Here is a 21,452-nt window from a genome sequence, read left to right as displayed (position 1 = left end):
GCCGGAGGACCGGCGTTCTCAGCCGTGGTGACGCAGGTCCAGCATGTAGAAGACCTTGTCGTAGCGGAGTTCGCCCACGGCGACGTAGGCGGGCAGGCGGCCGTACTCGGTGAAGCCCAGGGAGCGGTAGAGGCCCAGGGCGCGCTCGTTGTCCCCGCGGGCGTCCAGGGTGAGGACCTCGATGCCCGCGCTCCGGGCATCGGCGATCAGGGCGCCGGTGAGCGCGCGGCCGATGCCGTGCCCCTGGGCGGCGCCGGCCACGGCGAGCTTCTCCAGATCGGCGTGCGGCCGGTGCGTCGGCCTGGCATGGCGCAGCCAGTAGCCCAGCCCGACGAGCCGGCGGTCGAGGAAGGCGGCGCGCAGGGCCCCGTCCCCGTCCCGTACGGCGCTCGTGACCCGGCCGACGAGGGCTGCCACCTCGTCGTGCGAGGGGGGATCGATCCAGCCGAGTGCGGCGCCCGCGCGGACCAGATCGCCCAGGATCCGGGGAGCCTCGGCGTCGAGCTCGGCCGCGAGGCCCGGATCGGCGGCCAGGTCCGCCACGCCCAGGACGACCGGCTGCCGGTCCCGGGTCGTCATCGTCGTGTCCATGATCGCGACCCTACCCGGCGCCGGCTTCCGACCCCCGCGCCGACGAGACGGACGGGCTCGCCCCGTCGGTCCCCGGCGCGCCGGTCCCCGGCCCGGCGCCGAACTCCCACGCCTCGATGTCGCGGTAGCGGATCGGCCCGGGCCCGCGCCCGAAGTTGCTGCCGACCAGGTGCAGCCGCTCCGCCTCCCATCCGCGGCCGGCGAAGCCGGCGAGCGAGGCGGCGGCCTCCACCACGCTGGTGGAATCGTCGCGGCGGGAGCGGGCCAGCGTCAGATGGGGCCGCAGGGGCCGCTCCACGAAGGAGACACCGCACTCCCTGACCAGGGCGCGGACGTCGGTGGCGAGCCGGTGCAGCCCGTCGAGGTCGCCCTCGATCCCGCTCCACAGCACCCGCTCGTCGAAGTGCCCGCCCCCGCGCAGCGCCAGCCGTACCGGCCGGCGGGCCGCAGCGAGCTCCGCGAGCGGCGGCCGCAGCCGCGGGACGGCGGCGACCGGGAGCTCGCCCAGGAACGCCAGGGTGATGTGCCAGTCCTCGATGCGGTTCCACCGCATGCGCCGGTACGCCTCGTAGGCGGGCCGCAGTTCCCGCTCCAGCTCCTGCTTCGCCTCGTCGGGCGGGGCGAGGGCGATGAACACGCGTACGGTCGCGTGCTGGTTCCGTTCGTTCACGCCCCCTTCGTACAGGGCCCCACCCGACCCGCTCACCCCGGGTCCCGCCGGAGTGCTCAAGGGCGGCCGGCGGCGGCGGTGGCCGCCGCTCCCGCCAGCAGGAAGGGTCGCAGTTCCTTGTAGCGGGTCATCAGGTCGGTCCGGCCGGTGAGCGTGTCGGAGATGTGCTGCATGCCGAAGACGGACGAGACGATCACATGGGCCAGCGCGGTCGGCGTGACGCCCTCGCGCAGCTCGCCGGCCGCGTCCGCCTCGGTCGCCAGCTCCGTCAGCATGGCGATCCAGCCCCGGTACGGGCGCGGCAGCTCGGCCTGGATCAGGGCGCGTTCCAGCTGGAGCCGGGCGCCCGCCTGGATCAGCACGTCGTGCCGGAAGGCGTCCACCACGCGGTCGAGGACGGCGAGGATCCGCTGGAGCGGGGAGAGCTCGCGGGCGGTGGTCTCCGCGACGGTCTCGGTGACCAGGGCTCCCCAGTGGACGTAGTGGGCCTCGACGACCGCGACCGCCAGGGCCTCCTTGTTCTTGTAGTGGAAGTACACCGCCCCCTTGGTCATCCCCATCCGGTCGGCGACGTCCTGGAGCGTCACGGTGGGGTAGCTGCGCACGGCGAAGATCTCCGCGGCGGCCTGGAGGATCCGGTCCCGGGTGCGGCGGGCGCGCTCCTGCTTGGGCTCCTGCCTGGGTTCCTGCCTGCTGCCCTCCGGCCTGCCGCCGACGCCCTCCAGCAGACCGTCCTCGTACTGAAGCTCTTTCACATGCGTTCCCTCGTCGTGCTCCTGACATCGGCACCGATCGCTCTCGGCCGCCAGTGCGCTCCCCACGGGAGCCCCCTCACCCTCGTTTCCCGTCGTTCCCTTGATAGAAACCTTCGGAAAGGTATATTACAGCGCCGAGTGATCGATCATGGTTTCCGCATGTCGGAGGCCGTATGGACGGGGGATGATCATGCAGTCGACGTCGCTGCTCGAACGGGAGGCGGCCCCAAAGTCGATGGGCCGCGAGGGTGTCGTTTCGGACATGTCCGGACGGGGGGTGCGAACGGAGGAGGGGCTCAGGTTCGACCAGACGGTGCCGCGCAGCCTGGTCCACCGGGCCTCGGTGGCGGAGGTGTTCCTCACCGACGCCCGCCGCGTGAGCCCCGGAGTCTTCCGGGTCGCCGCCCAGTGGCCCCGCGGCCACGGCCTCTACCAGCCGACCGCGGAGGGCCTCCAGGACCCGGTGCTGGTCGCCGAGACGATCCGTCAGGCCGGCATCTACCTGAGCCACACGTACTACGGGGTCCCGCTCGACCACCGTTTCGTCATCCGCGACCTGGCGTTCCGCATCGAGGACCCGGAAGCGCTGGTCACGCGTCCGGCGCCCCCGCGGGTCGTCCTGGACATCGCCTTCACCGAGCACAGCCGGCGCACGCAGACGAGGTTCGGCGGGACCCTCGACGTCGTGGTCGAGGTGGAGGGCCGCCGCTGTGCCCGTGCCTCCCTGGGGTTCATGGCGGTGGACGACGCGCTGTACCTCAAGCTCCGCCACCGCGGCGGCGCACCGTCCGAGGCCGGGCCCGGGGCCCGGCAGCTCACCCCGACGCCCGGCCCGAGGCTTCCGCAGCACGCCGTGGGCCGGTCCGGGGGCGCCGAGAACGTGGTGCTGGCCGAGGACGCCGACGGCGCCGGGAGCGACTCCTGGCGGCTGCACGTCGACACCGGCCACGTCGGCTTCTTCGAGCACCCCTCCGACCACGTTCCCGGCATGCTGCTCGTCGAGGCGTTCCGGCAGGCGGGGCACGCGCTGCTCGGCCGCCGGCCGGCCGGCGGACTGGTCACCTGCGAAGTCACCTTCGACGTGTTCGGCGAGCTGCACGCACCGGTCCGGATCACCGCGACGGGTCGGCCGCAGCTGCAAGCGGAACCGCAGGCAGAGCCGCAAGCGGAGCCGCAGTCCCCGTACCCGGCCGGTGTGACCGAGGTGCTCCTCGCGGCCGTCCAGGACGGCCGCACCCTCGCCCGGGCCAGGGTGGGGCACCGCCCGGCGGCCCGCACCGGCGCCCAGGCCCGCGAGGCCGGCCTCCACGGAGCCGCCCTCCGCGAAGGTGCGGCGGCCTGAATGGACCTCCAGCACCTGCGCACCTTCCGCGTCGTCGCCCGCGAGCGCAGCATCACCCGGGCCGCGGCGGTCCTGCACTGCGCACAGTCGACCGTGACCGAGCAGGTCCGCAGCCTGGAGGCCTCGTTGGGGGTGGTGCTCCTGCGCCGGCGGGGCCGCTACCCCCTGGAGCTGACCCAGGCCGGCCTGCTGCTCCAGCGCCGCGGGGAGCACATCCTGCACATGGTGGAGTCGGTGCGCAACGAGGTGCGCCACGCGTGCACGCCCAGGTCGGCGCCCGTGTCCGCATCCGCGCCCGAGCCGTCCCGCCCCCGGGCCCTGACGAGGAAGGCGGGATGACGGGCAGGGTGACGGGCGGGACGGGCGGGGCCGGGGCGGGCCGTCCGGCGGCGGCCGCGGCCTTCTTCGACCTGGACGAGACGCTCATCCGCACCAAGAGCATGCTCGGCTATCTGGACTTCCACTGGGCGGCGGAAGGGGCCCCGCCGGAGCGCTTCCGGCGGGCCCGGCAGGAACTGCTGGGCCGCGCCGCGGCCGGAGTGCCCAGGGAGGAGCTCAACCGCGCCTACTACCGCCACTTCCGGGGCTGTTCGCCGCAGAGGCTGGAGGAGACCGGTCGGGCCTGGTTCCGGCGGGAGCTGGCGCGCGGGGGGCTGTTCCACCCCCCGGCCGTGGCCGCCCTGCGGCGGCACCGCCTGGCCGGCGACACCACCGTGCTGGTGTCCGGCTCCTTCGCCCCCTGCGCGGGCCCGGTGGCCGCCGCGCTCTCGGTCGACCGCGTGCTCTGCACGGTCCCCGAGGTGGTGGACGGCGTCCTCACCGGCGAGGTGTCCACCCCGGTGATCGGTGAGGAGAAGGCCGTACGGGCCCGGGCGCTGATGCGGTCGCTGGCCGCCGACCCGCAGGACTGCCATGCGTACGGGGACCACGCCAGCGATCTGCCGCTGCTGCGCGCGGTGGGCCGGCCCGTGGTGGTCGGCGACGACCCGGTACTGCACGAGCACGCCCGGCGTGCGGGCTGGCAGCTGCTGCCCGGGGTGCGGGAACGTCAGCCGGGGGCGCCGGCGACGGCCCGGTGAGCCACGGGCTGCGCCGAGCAGCGCCGGACGCCGGGGCGGGTGCGCCAGGGCGCGCTCAAGGCCTCCCACAGGGCGCGGCTGTGGTCGGGCGGCACGGACTTGCGGCCCGTCCCCGTGTGCAGGCCGTGGAGCAGGGCGAGGGTCAGCCTGCTCAGGGTCTCGGGGGAGTGCTGCCGGCAGAGCTCGCCCGCCTGCTGGGCGTCCCGCACCAGGCGGCTCACGAGCGTCGCGAGCCGGTGGTGCGCGGCGGGCAGGTCGTCGCGGACGCACGCCTCCTCGACGGCCAGCCGCATGCCGGCCCGGAACCGGACGTCGTGCTCCGTGCGCTGGGCGAGGCGCAGCATCAGGGCGTCCAGGGTGCACAGCGGGGACTGCGGGCTGTCCTCGGCCGCCGACAGCAGTCGGTGCCAGCCGTGTTCGAACTGCCGTGACAGCTCGGTGGCCAGTTCCCCCTTCGAGGAGAAGTGCCCGTACAGGGCCCCTTTGGTCAGTCCGGTGCCGGCTGCGATGCGGTCCAGGTTGGCGCCGGCGTAACCGCGCCGGGCGAACTCCCCTGCAGCCGAGTCCAGTACGGACTCGTACGTACGCAACGCCCGTTCCTGTTGCGCCATTGGCATCTCCCCTTTCGTAAGAAACATTCCTGTATGAATTCTTTCCATTCCGTCCCTGTCCTGACAAGTCGTCGACTCCGAAAGCCGAGCCACCCGATGAGCGCCACGAGCACCGCAGCCACCCTCCCCACCTCCTCCCTCTCCGCCGCCGCGGCCGGCGCGGCCGCGGCCGCGGCCCGCCACGCCGCCGCCTCCGAGCGCAAGCGGAACCTGCAACCGGAGGTGGCGGAGGCGATCCGGCACGCCGGATTCGCCCGGCACTTCGTCCCGCAGCACTGGGGCGGCGCCGCCGGAACCTTCGCCGAACTGCTCGACGCGGTCGCCGCCGTGGGGGCCCACTGCACCTCCGCGGCCTGGTGCGCGGCGCTGGCGGCAGCCCACGGCCGGCTCGCCTCCTACCTGCCGCCCGCGGGGCGGGACGAGCTGTGGGCGTCGGACGGGCCCGGCCCCGACGCGCTGATCGCCGCAGCCGTGGTCCCGCCCGCCGGCGAGGTCGCCGCGGAGGGCGACGGCTGGCGGCTCTCCGGCCGCTGGAACTACGCCAGCGGCGTGGACCACGCAGACTGGGTGCTGCTGGCCTCCATGGAGGGCCCGCGCTACCGCATCTTCGCCGTGCCGCGCCGGGAGCTGCGCATCGAGGACACCTGGAACAGTGCCGGGCTGCGCGCGACCGGCAGCAACTCCGTCACCACCGAAGGCCTGTTCGTGCCCGGGCACCGCTCGTTCCTGCGCGACGCCCTGACCGGCGACAACGGCGATTCCGACCCGGCGCGCTGCCACCGGGTCCCCTACGCCCTGGTGGCCGCCCTCATCTTCTGTGCGCCCGCCCTGGGCGCGGCCCAGGGGGCGCTGCGCTCCTGGACGGAGCTGACCGGCCGCCGCCGTACCCCCGCAGGACGGCCGGCGGCCGAGGACCCGGCCGTCCGGCAGGTGCTCGCGCGCAGTTCCGCCGAGATCGAGGCGGCCCGGCTGCTGCTGGCGCAGGCGGCCCGCCGCGCAGACGCCGAGCCGGTCACCGAACTCCTGGTGGCGGCCAACCTGCGCGACTGCACGACCGCCGCCGACCTGCTGGTGACGGCCGTGGAGCGGCTGCTGCGCCAGGGAGGGGCCCAGGCGCTCGGCGAGGACGGGGAACTCCAGCGCTTCTGGCGCGACGTCCACGCCGTCGCCGCCCACGCCGCCCTCCAGCCGGCTGCCGCGGCCGATGCATACGCCCGCGCGGTGCTGGGGCGGTGACCGTGACGGCGACCGTGACGCATCGGGCCTGACCGGACGCCCGAAGGCCCCCTGATCCGCCGCCCCGACCCCGTCCCCGTTATCGGAACTTCCGATGGCCAATTGAAACCTTTGCGAAGGAATGTTTTTCTGGGGTCAGTCCAGTCGATCAGGGGGAACGAACTGTGAGCACCATCAGCCTTCGGCAGACAGCGGCGGCGAACGGGACGGTGGCCGCCGCGGCGGCACACCGGCCGGCGGACGGGCAGGACGAGCTGCGCACCGCCCTGTTCTCCTCCCTCCGCCGCCGCGACCAGCGCGAGAAGGGCGAGCTGTACCTGCGCGGCCTGCTCACCGCCCGCGGCCGCAAGTCCGTCCGCAACATGGCCACCTGCCTGGGCGTCCCCGACGAGGAACAGGGCCTGCACCACTTCATCGCCTCCTCCACCTGGGACTTCGCAGCCATGCGCGCCGCCCTCGCCGGCTTCGTCGAGGCCGCGGCCCCGCCGCGGGCGGTGGTCCTGCAGTCCATGCCGATCCTCAAGGCCGGCGACAACACCGTCGGCGTGGACCGCTGGTTCGAACCCAGGCTCGGCCAGACCGTCCACGGGCAGCAGGCCTTCGGCGCCTGGTACGTGTCCGAGCACATGAGCGCCCCCGTCAACTGGCGGCTGTTCCTCCCCGCGGCCTGGCTGCGCGACGAGAACCGCCGCACCCGGGCCGACATCCCCGTCTCCGCGGCCGTGCAGAGCCTGCAGGACTGCGCCGCCGAGACCGTCCTGGAACCCGTACGGCGCTGGGGCGCACAGCCCCGGCCCGTCCTCGCCGACCTGCGCGACACCCGCGACTGGGGCGTGATGGACCGCCTCTCCGCCGCCGGACTGCCCGTCCTCGCCCGGATCAGCGCCGACACCCGCCTCACCATCGCCGACCCGGCCCTCGTCGGGCTCGGAGCCGCGGAGCGCACCGCCGCCGGGATCCTCGAATCGGCCAAGGCCCTGCGCCAGCAAGTGGAATGGGCCGACCCGGGCGGCGACCCGCGGCCGAACACCTCGCTGGCCGCCGCGGTCCGGGTCCGCGTGCCAGGGAGCTCCCCGTCCCGTGGGCGCACCCTCCTGCTGCTCGGCGAGTGGAAGTCCCCGCACCGCACGCCCAGCCAGGTCTGGATCACCGACCTGGTACGCGTGCGCACCAGTGCCCTGCTCCGGCTGACCAAGCTGACCCGCCGGGTGGCCCGGGACTTCGCCCGCACCGGGGACCAGGTGGGGCTGCGGGACTTCGTGGGCCGCTCCTTCGTCGGCTGGCACCGGCACATGACCCTCGCCTCGGCCGCGTACACCGCCTCCCGGCTCCCGCACTGACCTCGACACCTCGAAAACACAGCCGGGGTGCGGCAGTGGATCCACCACGGATCCACCGCCGCACCCCGGCCTTTGCCGGTCGGCCGGGCCGACCGGTCGGCTCAGCCGACCGCGGCGGCTTCCTCGGGCGCCGGCGCCGTCACCTGCACGGCGTCGAGCAGCATGGGGAAGCGGGCCTCGATGTCCTCGCGCCGCAGCGAGATCACCCGGGAGGTGCCCCGGATCTCGGTCCGCATCAGACCGGACTCCCGCAGCACCTTCAGGTGGTGCGAGAGCGTCGACTTCGCGATGGGATAGCTGAGCTGGCCGCAGATGCACGGACCGTCGCGGTGCATCGTACGGGCGATGTCCCGGCGGATCGGATCGCTGAGCGCATGCAGGACCTTGTCCAGGGAGATCTCTCCCCGCTCCGGGTGGAAGAGTTCACCACGCATGTTGGAGCTCCTCGTCAACTGGTGTCGGTTCGTCACGGGCCGTGCCCCGTCGTACGTGCCTGCCTCCTTCCTCCCTTCGACGTGTCCGTCGCCTCTTCTTCCTCCTTCTCCTCCCGCCCGGGTACGGGCCGACGGTGCCGGGCAGCCGCGCTGCCCGGCACCGTCGTCTCCCGCCCCGGTCAGGCGGCGTTGAAGAGGTCCACGACCTCCTTCGCCTGCACCGGGTTCAGCCGCGGGTCGCACAGGGTGGTGTAGCAGCGGCCGAGCCCGTGCTCGTCGGCGACGTCGACCCCTACGCACTCGGTGACCGCGTCCGCGGCCGCCTCCAGGTGCAGGCCGCCCGGCGCGACCCCCTGGCCGCGCAGGACCCGTACGAACGCCTGCGCCTCGGCGGCGACCTGGGCGACGTACCGGGTCTTGACCCCGGCCGCCGTCTTCACGGTGTTGCCGTGCATCGGGTCGCTGATCCACACCACCGGGTGCCCGGCGTCCTTCACCGCCCGCACCAGGGCCGGCAGCCGGTCCTCCACCGCCCGGTGGCCCATACGTGCGATCAGGGTCAGCCTGCCCGGCTCCCGCTCCGGGTCCAGCAGCCGGCACAGCTCCAGCACCTCCTCGGGCGAGGCGGTCGGGCCGACCTTGCAGGCGAGCGGGTTGGCGAGGCTGGACAGCAGCCGGACGTGCGCGCCGCGGACGTCGCGGGTGCGCTCGCCGATCCACGGGAAGTGCGTGGAGCCCAGGAACCACTGCCCCTCGGCGTCGTGGTAGCGCACCAGCGGCACCTCGTAGTCCATCACCAGGGCCTCGTGGCTGGTCCAGATCCGGCGCCCGTCGGCCGCCGCCGCGGCCGCGAGCTGCGCCGCCGCCCCGGCCGAGAGCTCGTAGGCGCGCAGCATCCGCTCGGGGGCGTTGCGGCGCTCCGCCGGTGTGGCCCCCTCGCCGTTGACCAGGTGCCCGCGGAAGACGGGCAGGCGCAGGCCGGCGACCTCCTCGAAGCCGTCCGAGCGGGGCTTGGCGAACTGGCCCGCGGTCCGGCCGATCGCGACCACGCCGAGGCCGCTGCCCCGCCCCATCCGCTCGGCCAGGGCGCCGACGGCCTCGGCCTTGGCGGTGATGTGGGCGGGGGTGTACTCCGCGAAGCTCTCCGCGCAGTCCCCGGCCTGCAGGATCCGGGCCTCGCCGCGGGCGACGCGAGCCAACTGCTCCTTCAGGGCAGTGAGTTCCCGGGGGCTGACCAGGGCGGGGGCGTCGGAGAGGGTCCGGCAGGCGAGGTCGCGCTCGGCGGGGCGGCTCCAGTTGGGCTGCTGGGCCGTGGGCAGGTACTTCCACCGCTCCACGTCGTCGTGGCGGTCGGCGCGGGCGAGCATCAGCGGGTCGGTGAGCATCACAGGGGCGTGGGTGCCGGGGTGGGACATGGGTTCTCCTCGTGGACCGTGGCTGCGGACGAGAGCCGCTCCGGCTGCCCCTTCGTTCGAAGTTCTACGACTCTAGAACATCGCGGAGGTCCGGCCAAGGCCGTGCCGGTGCAGGCGGGCTGGGCGGTACTGGGCTGGGCTGGGGGGCTGGGTAAGGCACGGCGCCCGCGGCCGAAGCCGCGGGCGCCGTGACGGGGGCGCGTGGCGCGGGGAGAGCGCCGGCGCAGGGTCAGGAGACCGCGATGGCGAAGTACGGGGTCAGGCCCTTGGCCAGGATGGCCAGCGACTGCACGGCCGCGAAGCCTTCGTCGATCGTGCCGGAGGTGACGCCGGGGATGTTGGAGAAGCCGCCGTCGGGGGTCTGGCAGCCGCTCAGCCATTCCTGGCACTCCAGCGGACGCAGCGGCTCGGAGCCGAGCAGGAAGAGTGCCGCCACCGCGTGGTACGTGGCGATCAGGCTCTCGCGGCTGACCAGGTCGTGGCTGAAGCCGCCGCCGGGGCCCTGGCAGTCCTGCAGGAAGCGGACCGCCTCCTCGCGGAACGGCAGATCCTTGCCGAGCAGGGCGAGGGTGCCGACCGCGCGGTACACCGAGTACGTGTCGGAGGGGGTGCCGACGCGCTCGCCGTAGCCGCCGTCCTCGTTGCGCGAGGCCAGGACGTAGCGGATGCAGGCCTCCGGGTCGGCCGGCGCCGAGCCGAGCGAGTCCAGCGCCACCACCGCGAGGTTGGTGTGGAACAGGTCGCTGACGAAGCCCGGGACCACACCGAAGCCGCCGTCCTCGTTCTGGCAGCTCTGCAGGAAGCGGATGGCGCCCTCGCGATCGCGCGGGCCGGCGTCGTGGCCGAGCAGCTGGAAGGCGTTGACGGCCAGGTAGCTGTTGAGGACGTCCGCCGGGCCGCCCGGGAACTCGGCGAAGGCACCGTTGGCGGCCTGCGCGTACGTCAGCCAGGTGGTGACCTGCTCCAGCTCCTGCGGGTCCTCGCCGAGCACCCGGAGGTTGGCCACCGAGTGGTGGGTGCCGAAGACGGACGGGGCGGAGTTGGCACCGGATCCGAGCGGCGCGATCCGCGGGGTCCAGCCGTAGCCCTGGCCGGGGTTGAACGCGGAGCGGATGTAGTTGAGGTGGCGCTCGACGTCCATCACACCGGAGAGGTCGACGCCCTCCATCGAGTAGATGTCCTCGATCTCGGCGCTCGCCCCCCGCAGCGAGGCCGACAGGGCGGCCACGGCCTCCGCCTTGGTGGGCTCGGTCTGGGTCAGGTCGTCGGTCGGGCTGTCCTGGGTGGCGGCCAGCGCGAGGGCGGTCAGGATCTGCGGGACGGCCTGCTTGTTGTACAGGCGCAGGAAGTTGCTGGAGCCGAAGTGGAAGACGCCCGGGGTGTCGCGCGGGGGCAGCATCTGGCGGACGAAGGGGCCGACCGGGGTGCCCGGCGGGGTCCAGAAGTAGCCCTCGCCGATGAAGACGCCGCCGTGGACGGTGTCCACCAGGGACTCCAGGTAGCCGCGGGTGCGGGCGACGGACGCGGCGATCTTGTCGTTCTCGCCGCCGGTCTCGGCGAGCGCGGCCAGGACCCGGCCGGAGGCCAGCAGTGCCCAGGCGTTGGCGGCCGCCGTCTTGATCGGGATGGCGGAGTTCAGCAGGGTGATGAACTCGCGGTGGATGGTGATCTGCCCGTCGAGGTCGCAGTGGTTCCAGTGGCCGCCGAAGCGCCCGTCCCACAGGTGGTCGTGGTGGTATTCGGTGATCGCGACGGCCTGCGCGACGAGCTCGGCGTCGTCGAGCACCCGGCCGGTCTCCAGCAGGGCCAGCGCGGTCAGCGAGGACGCGGTGAGGTCCACCTTGGCCGTCGGGACGGGGGCGCCGTCCAGGCCGCGCCAGTCCGGGACCGAGCCGTCGGCCTCGACGAACTGAGCGACCAGGGCCTTCGCGGCGCCGGCCGCGGCCTCACGGTCGGCCGGGTCGCCGGTGAGGCGGGCCAGGCGGCCCAGCGCCAGCACCCGGGCGGCGGCGCCGGCGGCGGGGGAGCGGTCGTCGAGGACCGAGCTGGCGTCGCGGGCGACCGAGCCGAGGAGGCGGCCTTCGCGCAGGAACAGTCCGGTGGCGTACTCGAGCTGCGTGCGGCCGGCGGCGATGTCGGCGGCGCCGTGGACGGCGGCCTCCAGCAGGGCGGCGGCGACGAGGAACTGGCGGTGCGCGGTCTTGACGCTGGAGAGCTCGTGCGGGATCCCCGAGACCTCGAGGAACTCCAGGTAGCCGCCGTGCGCGGCGTCCTGGAAGGAGGCGAGACCGCTGGTGAACTCCTCCTGCCCGGCGGTGAAGCCGGTCTCGGCCGCGGCCCAGCGGGCCAGGGCGTAGGACTCGACCGTGCGGTCGGCGGTGATGGCCCGGGTGCCGTCGTAGTCGATGGCGGAGACGAAGCCGCCGTACTCGGTGTTGGCGAAGGTGGTGACGTACGCCTCCCAGAGGGCCTGCGGGGAGGTGGCGGTCGAGCGGGCGTTCGTGGACAAGGCTGTCTCCAGGGTGCTGGGCGGGAAGTAGGAAAGAAGAAGGAACTGCGTACGAAGTGGAAGGAAGGGGCGGTCGGGGGTCAGGCCCCGGCCGCGGCCTTCGCGGGCTTGGTGGCGACGACGTTGGCGACTATCGCGAGGAGCGTGGCCGCGGCCGCCGCGACACCCACCCACGTGAAGGAGGTGCGGGTGAACAGGGCGCCGAAGATCGCGGAGCCGAGCGTCAGGCCGAGGTAGATGCAGGAGCTGTTCATCGACATGACCGTGGCGCGGGCCTCGGGGACCGAGCCGGCGGTGACGGCGGTCATCGCGGTGATCGCGAAGCCCTGGGTGAAGGCCCAGCCGATGAGCAGGAGCAGCACGGCCCAGGTGTCGAGGTCGGCGGAGGCCAGGGCGATCACGACGACCGACGAGACCAGGCCGTTGACCATCACGGTGCTGCGCGGGCCGAGCTTGGCGACCACCCAGCCGGCCATGAAGCTGGCGGCGAAGTTGCCGGCGCCGTAGGCCAGCAGCAGGGAGCCGACGGTGGCGGTGGAGATGGCGAGGGAGTCGCCCAGGTAGGTGCCGAGGTAGGTGTAGACGCCGTAGAAGCCGGTCATCCAGGTGAGCGTGGTCAGCAGGGCGAAGACGGCGGTCCGGGAGCGCAGCACCTCGGCGTACGCGCCCAGGTAGGACTTCTTGGCGCCGCCGGCCGCGGGCGGGTTGTCGGCGAGGACGGAGGAGAGCACCAGCCCGGAGAGCAGACCCAGTCCGGCGATGAAGTAGAAGCTGGACCGCCAGCCGGCCGCCTCGGCGAGGTAGGAGCCGATCGGGACGCCGACCACGATGGCCAGCGACAGCGCCGACATCACGATACCGATGATCTTGGGCAGCAGCGGGGGCCGGTAGGTGGTGGCGATCAGCGCCATCACGTTCGGGGTGACCATGGCGGCGCCGATACCGGCCAGGCCGCGGGTGATGCAGAACGTCAGGACGTCCCAGACGAAGGCGCTGAGCACCGTCGCCACGACGAACAGCGCCATGCCGGTGAGCAGCATCCGCTTGCGGGAGATGCGGTCCGCGAGCGGGCCGAGCAGCGGGGCGCCGACCGCGTAGCAGATCGCGTAGGCCGTGACGCCGAGGCCGGCGGTGGCCAGCGAGGAGTCCAGCGCCTCGCTGATGGGCCGCAGGATCGGGGAAATGATGAACGAGTCGGCGCCGATGCTGAAGACGCCGAGGAACATGCCGGCGATGGCCAGTACGTCCTTCGCCGTCAGGCGGTTCTCCACGGCGGGAGCGGCGGCCGCGGCGGATGTCTGAACAGACATGGACTGCTCCAGAGGGGGTGGGTGGGGGTCGAGCCGAGGGGCCCGGACGAGATCGAAGTTCGAAGTTCGAGACCGAGGTTCGAGACCGGAGTTCGGGTCCGAAGTCCGAGGGAGAGTTCGATGTTCTACGAACTTCGAACTTCACTCGTGTTGTCTACAGCAACGAGCGGTGCTGCGCAAGCCGTTGGGCGAGCGGGAGGGGGTGGGACGGGCCCCGGGTACGGCTAGGCCGCGAGGCCGGCGGCGGCCGGCAGGGGCGCCCGGGCAGCCACGAAGGCCGGGTTGAACTTCTCGTGGACGTACAGCTGGGACTCGTCACCGCAGGAGATGACGTACTCCTTGTACGCGCACGTCTGATGGGCCACCTCGCCCGGCCACTCGGCCAGCCCCGAGGACAGGATCCTGCGGTGCTGGCGGGTGCCGGCCTCGCGCAGCCGCCGCCCCAGGGGTGCGTCGTCGTCCGCGGAGCCGGACCAGCCGTCCGGGGGCGCGGCGAAGACGACGACGTTGACGCTGACCACGCTGCCGTCCGGGGCCAGCAGCGCCGAGCGCCGCTCGATGGCCTCCTCGCCCCGCTTGAGCCCCAGTGCCTGCGCGGCCCGGGGATACAACTGCCCGGCTGGTACGGGCCCCTGCGTGTCCACGCGGACCGCCAGCCGCTCGTCCAGCAGGGCTTCGAGCAGGGTGGTGGTGGAGCCGTCGCTGGACAGCAGCATCCGGGTGGCCCCGGCGGTCGGAAGGGTGTTGTGCACGGTCTGCTCTCCTCGCATCACGGTCATGCGGCGTCGCGGTGTCGGGCGGAACGCGGGGCGGCGGGGGCCTGGCGCCGGGTGGCGGACCTGCGGACCGCCTCGGCCAGCAGTCCGGCGGCCTTGGCCGTGCCGGAGCCCTCGGGGGCCACGGCGCGCGCGGCCCGCTCCATGCGCTCGGCGCCGCTGCCCGCGAGCAGCGGGGCGATGGTCTGCGCCAGCTGTTCGGCGTCCGGTTCGATCAGTGTCGGGTAGCCCAGCAGGTCGAGCCGGCGGGCCGCCTCCACCTCGTGGTACTCGCCCAGCCCGCCCAGGACGAACAGGGTGGGGATGTTCATGGCCGCCACCTCGGTGACGGTGATCCAGCCCGGCGCCGACAGCAGCAGGTCGGCCTCCTGGAGCAGCGGCATCCAGTCGGGCAGGTACGTCAGGCTCACCACGCCCTCGGGCGCCTCGATCTTCTCCCGGCCCAGCAGGACCAGTTGCAGGTCCGGGTGGGTGCGCCGGAGCTCGCGGTGCGCGGCGAGGTAGTTGTCGATGACCCGCTGCTTGTTCTCCAGGAACATGGTGGTGCCGCCGACCGAACCGACGATCACCGGCCCGTCGCCGAGACCGAGCGAGCGGCGCAGCTCCTGACCGTCCCCGGGGGCGGGGAAGTCGCGGATCATGGGGCCGGTGAACACCGCACGGCCCTCGTCCAGGGCGCGGGCCACCGCCGTGCCGCGGTCCATCTCCGGCACCGGCGGCTTGTCGGTCAGGACCACCTCGGCGGTGTCCACGATCCAGGAGAACAGCGCGTGCAGGGCCTCCCGGCCGCGGCGCATGTCCTCACGGTCCACCTCGAACCCGCCGGCCTCCAGGGTGGCGTCGTCGAGCTGGTGCAGGGTGAAGTCGTACCGCTCGGTGACCAGGGCGTGCGGGACGCCCAGGATCGCCGCGGCCATGCTGGCCGAGATGTTGTAGTCGCTCACCACCAGGTCCGGGTCGAGGTCCCGGTAGTGGGCCAGGTGGCCGAGGACCCGGTCGCCGTTGACGAACGCGGGCGCCACGTAGCCGCCGATGTACGTGGACCAGTCCATCTGCGTGGTGAGGTGGCTGGAGGTGGAGGTGTCCACGAGCGTCCCGGCCACGTCGATCACGTGCACCCCCGCCGACTCGAACAGGGGGGTGAACGTGGGCTGCAGCGAGCCCAGCAGGACGGTGAGTTCGGCCTCGGGAAGCTGCGTGCGCAGCTGCCGGGCCAAGGACAGCATCCGCATGTTGTGTCCCGAACCGGTGGGGTTGGGTGCCAGGACGACCTTCAACGCGTGCCCCTTTCCAGGACTCCGAACGTGGTGTGGCCGGCGGGCACGTCGCCCACGACCAGGGCGCCGGGGGCGATGACCGCCCCGTCGCCGATGGTGCAGGGCCCGACGACCGTCGCCCCGCTCCCGATGCTGCAGTCCGCTCCGATCGATACGGGTCCCGCCTGCCAGGGCAGGGAGCGGCGGCCCATGTCGTGCCCGCTGGAGACCACCAGCACGCCGCGGCCCAGCTCGGTGCCGGCGCCGATGTCGATGCCGCTGGATCCCTCGAGGACGCACGCGTCGCCGACGGACACCCGGTCGCCGAGGCGGACCCCGCCCCGGGGTGACGGCCCGTCCGCCCGGCCCATGGTGATGACCCCGTCGCCGAGGACGACGTCCGTCCCGCCGGCCAGATCGGCCTCCAGGACGCAGTCGGCACCCGCGCTCCACCCGTCGGGCAGGCGCGGCCCGGGCGCGGCCGGGCGGGCCAGTACGGCCGCGACGATGCGGGCGATGTCCGGCAGCCCGTCGTCCACCGGGGTGCGGGTGCGCAGTACCCGGGCGGGCCGGCCGACCACGACGGCGTCGTCGGGCACGTCCTGCGTGACCCGGGCCCCGGCGGCGACCACGGCGCCCGCGCCGACCCGGACACCCGGCTCGACCACGGCCCGCGCTCCGATCCAGGCACCGGAGCCGATCCGGGTGCGGGCCGCGCCGCCCCCGCCGACCTGCGCCTCCGAGGCGATCAGCGTGCCGGGTCCGATGTCGGTCTCGTGCAGCCGGCACCGGAAGCCGGCGAAGGTTCCCTCTCCCAGGACGGAAGCCGTGACGCTGGTGCCGGTGCGGATCCAGCTGCCCGGCCCGACCACGGAGTCCCGGTCCGTCTTCGCGCCGGCTTCGATCAGCGCTGCGGACATACTCCCCCCAAAGGTCTTGGCGATGCGGAGCGAATGAAGTCCGATCGCTACGGAGCGGTATTTCGAACTTCTACGAATGTTGGTGACCGTAGGCGAGGTCCGAGGGGCCGTGCAAGCGCTCGGCGGCCTACTTGACGGACTCATCTCCGGGGCCCCGCGGACCGGAGCAGCCTTTCCCCGCCCCTCCGGAATTCGCCACCCGCAACCCTGTGACCTGCTGTTTTGTGCATGCAGCGGCTGGAGTTGGCCGGGTGCCACCCCAAGGCCCGCCCTTCGTACGGGCGCTGTGACCGCGGTTGTTCGGCCACCGTCGAAGTTCTACGTTGGGCCCACAAGCCTTCGCGGGCCGGGAGTCCCCCCGCGCGCGCCGTTCCTCACCCTCAGTCATCTCCGGCCGAGCGGCCGAACCGGCGCCCACCCCCGCCCGCCCCTCCCTTTCGACAACGACCGAGCAGGAGACCCTTCATGCATGTCCTGGTGACCGGTGGCGCCGGATTCATCGGCAGCAACTACGTCCGCCGCACCCTCCAAGGCCACTACGGCACCGGTGACGTCACCGTGACGGTGCTCGACAAGCTCACGTACGCCGGCAACCTCGCCAACCTCGACCCGGTCGCCGACGACCCGCGCCTGCGCTTCGTCCACGGCGACATCGGCGACGCCCGGCTGCTCGCCACGCTCCTGCCCGGCGTCGACGCGGTCGTCAACTTCGCCGCCGAGAGCCACGTCGACCGCTCCATCGGCAGCGCGGCCGAGTTCGTCACCACCAACGTGGCCGGTACGCAGATCATGCTCCAGGCCGCCCTCGACGCCTCCGTCCCGCGCTTCGTCCACGTCTCCACCGACGAGGTGTACGGATCGATCGAGACGGGCTCGTGGACCGAGGAGTGGCCGCTGGAGCCCAACTCCCCGTACGCCGCCGCCAAGGCCGGCGCCGACCTGCTGGTCCGCGCGTACGCCCGCACCCACGGCATGAACGTCAGCATCACCCGCTGCAGCAACAACTACGGGCCCTACCAGTTCCCCGAGAAGGTCATCCCGCTGTTCGTCACCACCCTCCTCCAGGGCGGCACCGTCCCCCTCTACGGCGACGGCCTCAACGTCCGCGACTGGCTGCACGTCGACGACCACTGCCGCGGCATCCAGCTCGTCCTGGAGCAGGGCGCCCCCGGCGAGGTCTACAACATCGGCGGCGGCCGGGAGCTGACCAACCGCGAGCTCACCGGACTGCTGCTGGACAGCTGCGGCGCCGACTGGTCCTCCGTACGCCACGTCGCCGACCGCAAGGGCCACGACCGGCGCTACTCCCTCGACGACTCCAAGCTCCGCGCCCTCGGCTACCGGCCGCAGGTCACCTTCGAGGAGGGCCTGGCGCAGACGGTGGCCTGGTACCGCGAGAACACCGCGTGGTGGCAGCCGCTCACCGCCGCGGCCGCGGCCGTCTGACCCTCCACCCCCACGCAGAAAGGCGCCCGCCCATGCGCGGCATCATCCTCGCCGGAGGCTCCGGCACCCGGCTCCGCCCGCTGACCAGCGTGCACTCCAAGCAGCTGCTGCCGGTCTACGACAAGCCGATGATCTACTACCCGCTCTCGGTGCTGATGCAGACCGGCATCCGCGAGATCCTGATCATCTCCACCCCCGAGCACCTCGACGTCTACCGCTCCCTCCTCGGCGACGGCAGCCAGCTCGGCATCCGCCTGGAGTACGCCGTCCAGGACCGGCCGGGCGGCCTCGCCGAAGCCCTCCTGATCGGCCGGGAGTTCGTCGGCGACGAGCAGGTCTGCCTGATCCTCGGCGACAACATCTTCTACGGGCACCGGCTGCCCGACATGCTGCGCGCCGAGGCCGCCCGCCTCGACGGCTGCACCCTCTTCGGCTACCCCGTCAGCGACCCCGAGCGCTACGGCGTCGCCACCGTCGACGAGGACGGCAGCATCCTCACCCTCGAGGAGAAGCCCGCGGCCCCCCGCTCCAACATGGCCGTCACCGGCCTCTACCTCTACGACAACGACGCCCTCGACCAGGCCGCCCGCCTCGCCCCCTCCGCCCGCGGGGAACTGGAGATCACCGACCTCAACAACCGCTACGTCGAGCAGGGCCGCGCCCGCCTGGTCAACCTCGGCCGCGGCTCCGCCTGGTTCGACACCGGCACCCACGACAGCCTGCTGGAGGCCTCCCTCTTCGTGCAGCTGCTGGAGAAGCGCCAGGGCATCCGCATCTCCTGCGTGGAGGAAGTCGCCTACCACATGGGCTACATCGACGCCGAGCAGCTGGCCGTCCTCGGCAAGGGACTGTCCTCCTCCACCAGCTACGGGCGCTACGTCCTGGAACTGGCCGGCGCCGCATGACCACCGCCCCGGCCCTGAGCGGGCCGGGGGCCGCCGCCACCCCGGCAGCGGCCCCCGGCCCTGCCCGCCGCCGCAACCCGCTCGTCGTGCTCGCCCTGTGCTGGCTCGTCGTCCTCTTCGACGGCATGGACGTCAACGTCTACGGCGCGGTCATGCCCCGGATGCTCGCCGACCCCGGCCTCGGCCTCACCCCCGCCACGGCCGGGACCGTCGGCAGCTGGACCACCTTCGGCATGCTCATCGGGGCCCTCGCCGCGGGCAACCTCACCGACTGGACCGGCCGCCGGCCGGTGATCACCGGCTGCACCCTGCTGTTCTCGGCCGGCTCGGCGCTGTGCGCCGCCGCACCGGGCATCGAGGCGTTCGGCCTCGGCCGGTTCATCGCCGGCCTCGGCCTCGGCGGGGTCATGCCCACCTGCCTGAGCACGGTCATGGAGTTCGCGCCGGGCGCCCGCGCCGCACTGACCGCCGGCGCGCTGATGACCTCGTACCACGTCGGCGGCATGCTCGCCACGGTCCTCGGCCTCACCCTGGCCCCCGACAGCGGCTGGCGCCTGGTGTTCTGGGCCGGGGCCCTGCCCGCGCTGGTGGCCGTACCGCTGCTGCTGCGGCTGCTGCCCGAGTCCCCGGCCGTCCTGCTCGCGAAGGGCCGTACGGCCGAGGCCGAGGCGCTCGCCCGCGCCTACGGACTGCGCCCGCCGCACGCCACCACCGCGCCGGCGGCCGGGGCCCGGGCCCGCTGGGAGACCGCCGTGTCCCTGCTCCGCGGACCGGGCCGCCGCAGCACCCCGCTCCTGTGGGCCGCCTCCTTCTGCGGACTTCTGCTCGTCTACGGCGTGAGCACCTGGCTGCCCCAGCTGATGCGGGCCGCCGGCTACGGCCCCGCGTCCTCGGTGAGCTTCCTGCTGGTCATCAACGCGGGCGGGATCGCCGGCATGCTCCTCGCGGGCCGGGTCGCCACCCGGTTCGGCGCCGCCCGCGTCTCGGCCGTCTGGTTCCTGCTGACCGCAGCCGGCGCCCTACTGCTCGCCGTACCGTTGCCGCTCCCCGTCACGTACGTGGTCGTCGCCATCACCGGCGTCTGGCTCTTCAGCGCCCAGGTCATGGTGTACGCCACCGTCCCCGCCCTCTACCCGGCGCCGCAGCGCGCCGCGGGGCTGGGCTGGGCCACCGGGATCGGCCGCCTCGGCGCGGTCGTGGGCCCGGCCCTGGGCGGCGCCGTCGTCGCCCGGGGCGCCCACCAGTGGGCCTTCGCCACCTTCGCCGCGGCCGGCCTGCTCGGCGCCCTGACCATCCACCTCGCAGGAAGGACGCCATGCCCCTCGGATACCTCGACTTCCTCGACCCCCCGCTGACTGCGGGCCCGTCCAGCCAGCCCCCACCCCCGGGCCTGCCGTGGAGCTACCCCCCGGCGGCCCCCCTGCCACCGGAGCCGCCCGCCCACCCGCCCGAACCCGAGGGCCGCCGATGACCCTCCACTGACGAAGCGAAGACCGGCCCCGGGACACGCGGCACACCACCGCCGCACCCGGGGCCCGCCGGTGGCAGCCCGGCCCGTCGATACGGCCGCAGTTCAGCGCGTACCCGGTGCGAGGAGCAACGCGGCCCATCGATAGCCTGCGTCACCATGACGCGTGCCTGGATCCCGTCCGTGCTGTTCGTGCTCTGCGGCTCAGCCTTGGCAGGGCTGACCTTCAAGGGAAGCCCCGGCAAAGCCGCAGTGCTCCTCTTGATGTTCCTGGCACTCGCGGGCGTGAACTCGCCCTTGATCTTCCCGAAGTCGATCGGTGTGCTGGAGGCACAGCGCCGCAGCGCGGCCGACGGCCGGCCGGTCGTCCTGTGGCGGCCGGGCTGCAAGTACTGCATACGGCTGCGCATCCGCCTGGGCCGCAGCGCCCACCGACTGCACTGGGTCAACATCTGGCGCGACCCGGCAGGAGCCTCCGCAGCAAGGGAAGCCAACAACGGCAACGAGACCGTACCCACTGTCATCGTGGCCGGCCGGCCACACACCAACCCTGATCCCGCATGGGTACGCGCACAGCTTCCCCCGCCCGCGTGACCAGAGGTCACGGGGGGCGGGGGAAGGACGTTTTCACCGAGCGGGCACGCACGTCCGCCGTGCGAGCAGACTCAGGCCAGCTTCGTGAGGAGCTCCTGGGCGAGCGGGGCCGAGGAGGCCGGGTTCTGGCCGGTGACCAGGTTGCCGTCGACCACCACGTGCGGCGCCCACGGCTCGCCCTCCTGGAAGTCCGCCCCGAGCTCCACCAGCCGGTCCTGCAGCAGCCACTTCGCCCGGTCGGCCAGGCCCGCCTGGGTCTCCTCGGCGTTGGTGAAGCCGGTCAGCCGGCGCCCGGCGAACGGCGAGCTGCCGTCGGCGTTCCGCGCGGCCAGCAGCGCGGCCGGGGCGTGGCAGACCACGCCGAGCGGCTTGCCGGAGGCGAGCGCCGCAGCCAGCAGCCGGCCCGAGACGGCGTCGACGGCCAGGTCCTCCATCGGGCCGTGCCCGCCGGGGTAGAAGACCGCGTCGTAGTCGCCGAGGTCGACCTCCTCCAGCTTCACCGGCTGCTGCAGCGGGGCGATCGAGCCCAGGGCGGCGGCGATCCGGTCCGCGCCCTCCTGGCCGCCGTTGAACTCGGGGGCCAGGCTGGCCCGGTCCACCGTCGGCACGACGCCGCCCGGGGTGGCCACCACGACCTCGTGGCCCGCGCCGGTGAGCACTTCGTACGGGGCCACGGCCTCCTCGGCCCAGAAGCCCGTCGGGTGCTTGCTGCCGTCGGCCAGGGTCCAGTGGTCGACACCGGTCACCACAAAAAGGATCTTCGCCATGCCCCACATCTCCGTTCACGCTCGATGC

21 protein-coding genes and 1 pseudogene are annotated in these 21,452 nt (G+C 73.3%); 9 read left to right on the top strand and 13 right to left on the bottom strand.

Features of this window, described 5'->3' with window-relative positions; genetic code table 11:
* Nucleotides 1-18: 18 nt before the first annotated feature.
* Genes ABZ924_RS03175 through ABZ924_RS03165 form a run of 3 tightly spaced genes read right to left on the bottom strand, consistent with a single transcriptional unit; the run spans nt 19 to nt 2,016 of the window.
* Nucleotides 19-591, bottom strand: a complete 573-nt coding sequence (locus tag ABZ924_RS03175) for an N-acetyltransferase (RefSeq protein ID WP_361903229.1) — start codon at nt 589-591, stop codon at nt 19-21.
* A gap of 10 nt (nt 592-601) precedes the next feature.
* Entirely contained in the window at nt 602-1,261 is a 660-nt protein-coding gene (thpR, locus tag ABZ924_RS03170; RefSeq protein WP_361903226.1) for an RNA 2',3'-cyclic phosphodiesterase, read from the bottom strand.
* 56 nt (nt 1,262-1,317) lie between these two features.
* Nucleotides 1,318-2,016, bottom strand: coding sequence for a ScbR family autoregulator-binding transcription factor (locus ABZ924_RS03165; protein ID WP_361903223.1), 699 nt, complete (start codon nt 2,014-2,016; stop codon nt 1,318-1,320).
* Nucleotides 2,017-2,200: 184 nt separating this feature from the next.
* On the opposite strand from ABZ924_RS03165, the gene ABZ924_RS03160 reads away from it, so the two are divergent.
* Genes ABZ924_RS03160 through ABZ924_RS03150 form a run of 3 tightly spaced genes read left to right on the top strand, consistent with a single transcriptional unit; the run spans nt 2,201 to nt 4,437 of the window.
* Entirely contained in the window at nt 2,201-3,358 is a 1,158-nt protein-coding gene (locus ABZ924_RS03160) for a ScbA/BarX family gamma-butyrolactone biosynthesis protein (RefSeq protein WP_361903220.1), read from the top strand.
* Nucleotides 3,359-3,697, top strand: a complete 339-nt coding sequence (locus tag ABZ924_RS03155) for a LysR family transcriptional regulator (protein ID WP_361903218.1) — start codon at nt 3,359-3,361, stop codon at nt 3,695-3,697. It abuts the gene before it with no gap.
* Nucleotides 3,694-4,437 carry an HAD family hydrolase gene (locus ABZ924_RS03150; protein WP_361903215.1) on the top strand — a complete coding sequence of 248 codons (744 nt, stop codon included), beginning with the start codon at nt 3,694-3,696 and terminating at the stop codon, nt 4,435-4,437. The genes ABZ924_RS03155 and ABZ924_RS03150 overlap by 4 nt, the downstream gene beginning before the upstream one ends.
* Here the strand turns inward: ABZ924_RS03150 and ABZ924_RS03145 are convergent.
* Nucleotides 4,407-5,048 carry a TetR family transcriptional regulator gene (locus ABZ924_RS03145; protein ID WP_361903212.1) on the bottom strand — a complete coding sequence of 214 codons (642 nt, stop codon included), beginning with the start codon at nt 5,046-5,048 and terminating at the stop codon, nt 4,407-4,409. The genes ABZ924_RS03150 and ABZ924_RS03145 overlap by 31 nt on opposite strands.
* A gap of 96 nt (nt 5,049-5,144) precedes the next feature.
* Here ABZ924_RS03145 and ABZ924_RS03140 point away from each other — a divergent pair, with 96 nt between their 5' ends.
* Entirely contained in the window at nt 5,145-6,284 is a 1,140-nt protein-coding gene (locus tag ABZ924_RS03140) for an acyl-CoA dehydrogenase family protein (RefSeq protein WP_361903209.1), read from the top strand.
* Nucleotides 6,285-6,448: 164 nt separating this feature from the next.
* Nucleotides 6,449-7,624, top strand: coding sequence for a transposase (locus ABZ924_RS03135; protein WP_361903206.1), 1,176 nt, complete (start codon nt 6,449-6,451; stop codon nt 7,622-7,624).
* A gap of 101 nt (nt 7,625-7,725) precedes the next feature.
* Here ABZ924_RS03135 and ABZ924_RS03130 read toward each other — a convergent pair whose 3' ends face one another.
* The 8 genes and pseudogenes from ABZ924_RS03130 to ABZ924_RS03095 form a co-directional block, all read right to left on the bottom strand.
* Nucleotides 7,726-8,058 (bottom strand): helix-turn-helix domain-containing protein, encoded by a 333-nt coding sequence (locus ABZ924_RS03130; protein WP_361903204.1) that lies wholly within the window; start codon nt 8,056-8,058, stop codon nt 7,726-7,728.
* A gap of 179 nt (nt 8,059-8,237) precedes the next feature.
* On the bottom strand, nt 8,238-9,473 hold the full coding sequence (locus tag ABZ924_RS03125) for a 3-deoxy-7-phosphoheptulonate synthase (protein ID WP_361903201.1): 1,236 nt from the start codon (nt 9,471-9,473) through the stop codon (nt 8,238-8,240).
* 229 nt (nt 9,474-9,702) lie between these two features.
* On the bottom strand, nt 9,703-11,982 hold the full coding sequence (locus ABZ924_RS03120; protein WP_361903198.1) for a prenyltransferase/squalene oxidase repeat-containing protein: 2,280 nt from the start codon (nt 11,980-11,982) through the stop codon (nt 9,703-9,705).
* A gap of 80 nt (nt 11,983-12,062) precedes the next feature.
* On the bottom strand, nt 12,063-13,292 hold the full coding sequence (locus tag ABZ924_RS03115; RefSeq protein WP_361903195.1) for an MFS transporter: 1,230 nt from the start codon (nt 13,290-13,292) through the stop codon (nt 12,063-12,065).
* A 224-nt stretch (nt 13,293-13,516) separates the two neighbouring features.
* The gene (locus tag ABZ924_RS03110) at nt 13,517-14,044 is read right to left on the bottom strand and encodes a hypothetical protein (RefSeq protein WP_361903192.1); all 528 of its coding nucleotides are present in this window, start codon (nt 14,042-14,044) and stop codon (nt 13,517-13,519) included.
* 23 nt (nt 14,045-14,067) lie between these two features.
* Nucleotides 14,068-15,345, bottom strand: a complete 1,278-nt coding sequence (locus ABZ924_RS03105) for a hypothetical protein (RefSeq protein ID WP_361903189.1) — start codon at nt 15,343-15,345, stop codon at nt 14,068-14,070.
* Nucleotides 15,342-15,536: a hypothetical protein gene (locus ABZ924_RS03100; RefSeq protein WP_361903519.1), complete on the bottom strand. Its 195-nt coding sequence runs from the start codon at nt 15,534-15,536 to the stop codon at nt 15,342-15,344. The genes ABZ924_RS03105 and ABZ924_RS03100 overlap by 4 nt, the downstream gene beginning before the upstream one ends.
* Nucleotides 15,537-15,869: 333 nt before the next feature.
* A pseudogene (locus ABZ924_RS03095) lies at nt 15,870-16,025 on the bottom strand (DapH/DapD/GlmU-related protein); the annotation flags it as partial.
* Nucleotides 16,026-16,709: 684 nt separating this feature from the next.
* On the opposite strand from ABZ924_RS03095, the gene rfbB reads away from it, so the two are divergent.
* The 4 genes from rfbB (at nt 16,710) to ABZ924_RS03075 (ending at nt 20,657) form a co-directional block, all read left to right on the top strand.
* The gene (gene rfbB / locus ABZ924_RS03090) at nt 16,710-17,690 is read left to right on the top strand and encodes a dTDP-glucose 4,6-dehydratase (protein ID WP_361903186.1); all 981 of its coding nucleotides are present in this window, start codon (nt 16,710-16,712) and stop codon (nt 17,688-17,690) included.
* A gap of 32 nt (nt 17,691-17,722) precedes the next feature.
* A complete protein-coding gene (gene rfbA / locus ABZ924_RS03085) occupies nt 17,723-18,595 on the top strand; it encodes a glucose-1-phosphate thymidylyltransferase RfbA (RefSeq protein ID WP_361903183.1) in 873 nt (290 codons plus the stop codon).
* Nucleotides 18,592-19,950: an aromatic acid/H+ symport family MFS transporter gene (locus ABZ924_RS03080; protein ID WP_361903180.1), complete on the top strand. Its 1,359-nt coding sequence runs from the start codon at nt 18,592-18,594 to the stop codon at nt 19,948-19,950. The genes rfbA and ABZ924_RS03080 overlap by 4 nt, the downstream gene beginning before the upstream one ends.
* A 272-nt stretch (nt 19,951-20,222) precedes the next feature.
* Complete coding sequence (locus ABZ924_RS03075) at nt 20,223-20,657, top strand: glutaredoxin domain-containing protein (protein ID WP_361903177.1); 435 nt, start codon at nt 20,223-20,225, stop codon at nt 20,655-20,657.
* A 71-nt stretch (nt 20,658-20,728) separates the two neighbouring features.
* Here the strand turns inward: ABZ924_RS03075 and ABZ924_RS03070 are convergent, their stop codons facing one another.
* Nucleotides 20,729-21,424 carry a type 1 glutamine amidotransferase domain-containing protein gene (locus ABZ924_RS03070; protein WP_361903174.1) on the bottom strand — a complete coding sequence of 232 codons (696 nt, stop codon included), beginning with the start codon at nt 21,422-21,424 and terminating at the stop codon, nt 20,729-20,731.
* Nucleotides 21,425-21,452: the final 28 nt, after the last annotated feature.

Origin of the sequence: Streptomyces sp. NPDC046876 (assembly GCF_040645035.1) — a bacterium.
Taxonomy (GTDB): domain Bacteria; phylum Actinomycetota; class Actinomycetes; order Streptomycetales; family Streptomycetaceae; genus Streptomyces.
The sequence above is the reverse complement of the archived record's forward strand: the minus strand, read 5'-3'. Positions and strand labels throughout refer to the sequence as shown.

Bases quoted from the DNA above. Each gene is read 5' to 3' on its own strand.
- ABZ924_RS03100 (WP_361903519.1), bottom strand. From the start codon at position 15,536: ATGGGCCGCCGCTCCCTGCCCTGGCAGGCGGGACCCGTATCGATCGGA.
- ABZ924_RS03145 (WP_361903212.1), bottom strand. From the start codon at position 5,048: ATGGCGCAACAGGAACGGGCGTTGCGTACGTACGAGTCCGTACTGGAC.
- ABZ924_RS03130 (WP_361903204.1), bottom strand. From the start codon at position 8,058: ATGCGTGGTGAACTCTTCCACCCGGAGCGGGGAGAGATCTCCCTGGAC.
- rfbB (WP_361903186.1), top strand. From the start codon at position 16,710: ATGCATGTCCTGGTGACCGGTGGCGCCGGATTCATCGGCAGCAACTAC.
- ABZ924_RS03155 (WP_361903218.1), top strand. From the start codon at position 3,359: ATGGACCTCCAGCACCTGCGCACCTTCCGCGTCGTCGCCCGCGAGCGC.
- ABZ924_RS03140 (WP_361903209.1), top strand. From the start codon at position 5,145: ATGAGCGCCACGAGCACCGCAGCCACCCTCCCCACCTCCTCCCTCTCC.
- rfbA (WP_361903183.1), top strand. From the start codon at position 17,723: ATGCGCGGCATCATCCTCGCCGGAGGCTCCGGCACCCGGCTCCGCCCG.
- ABZ924_RS03075 (WP_361903177.1), top strand. From the start codon at position 20,223: ATGACGCGTGCCTGGATCCCGTCCGTGCTGTTCGTGCTCTGCGGCTCA.
- ABZ924_RS03160 (WP_361903220.1), top strand. From the start codon at position 2,201: ATGATCATGCAGTCGACGTCGCTGCTCGAACGGGAGGCGGCCCCAAAG.
- ABZ924_RS03150 (WP_361903215.1), top strand. From the start codon at position 3,694: ATGACGGGCAGGGTGACGGGCGGGACGGGCGGGGCCGGGGCGGGCCGT.
- ABZ924_RS03115 (WP_361903195.1), bottom strand. From the start codon at position 13,292: ATGTCTGTTCAGACATCCGCCGCGGCCGCCGCTCCCGCCGTGGAGAAC.
- ABZ924_RS03070 (WP_361903174.1), bottom strand. From the start codon at position 21,424: ATGGCGAAGATCCTTTTTGTGGTGACCGGTGTCGACCACTGGACCCTG.
- ABZ924_RS03125 (WP_361903201.1), bottom strand. From the start codon at position 9,473: ATGTCCCACCCCGGCACCCACGCCCCTGTGATGCTCACCGACCCGCTG.
- ABZ924_RS03080 (WP_361903180.1), top strand. From the start codon at position 18,592: ATGACCACCGCCCCGGCCCTGAGCGGGCCGGGGGCCGCCGCCACCCCG.
- ABZ924_RS03175 (WP_361903229.1), bottom strand. From the start codon at position 591: ATGGACACGACGATGACGACCCGGGACCGGCAGCCGGTCGTCCTGGGC.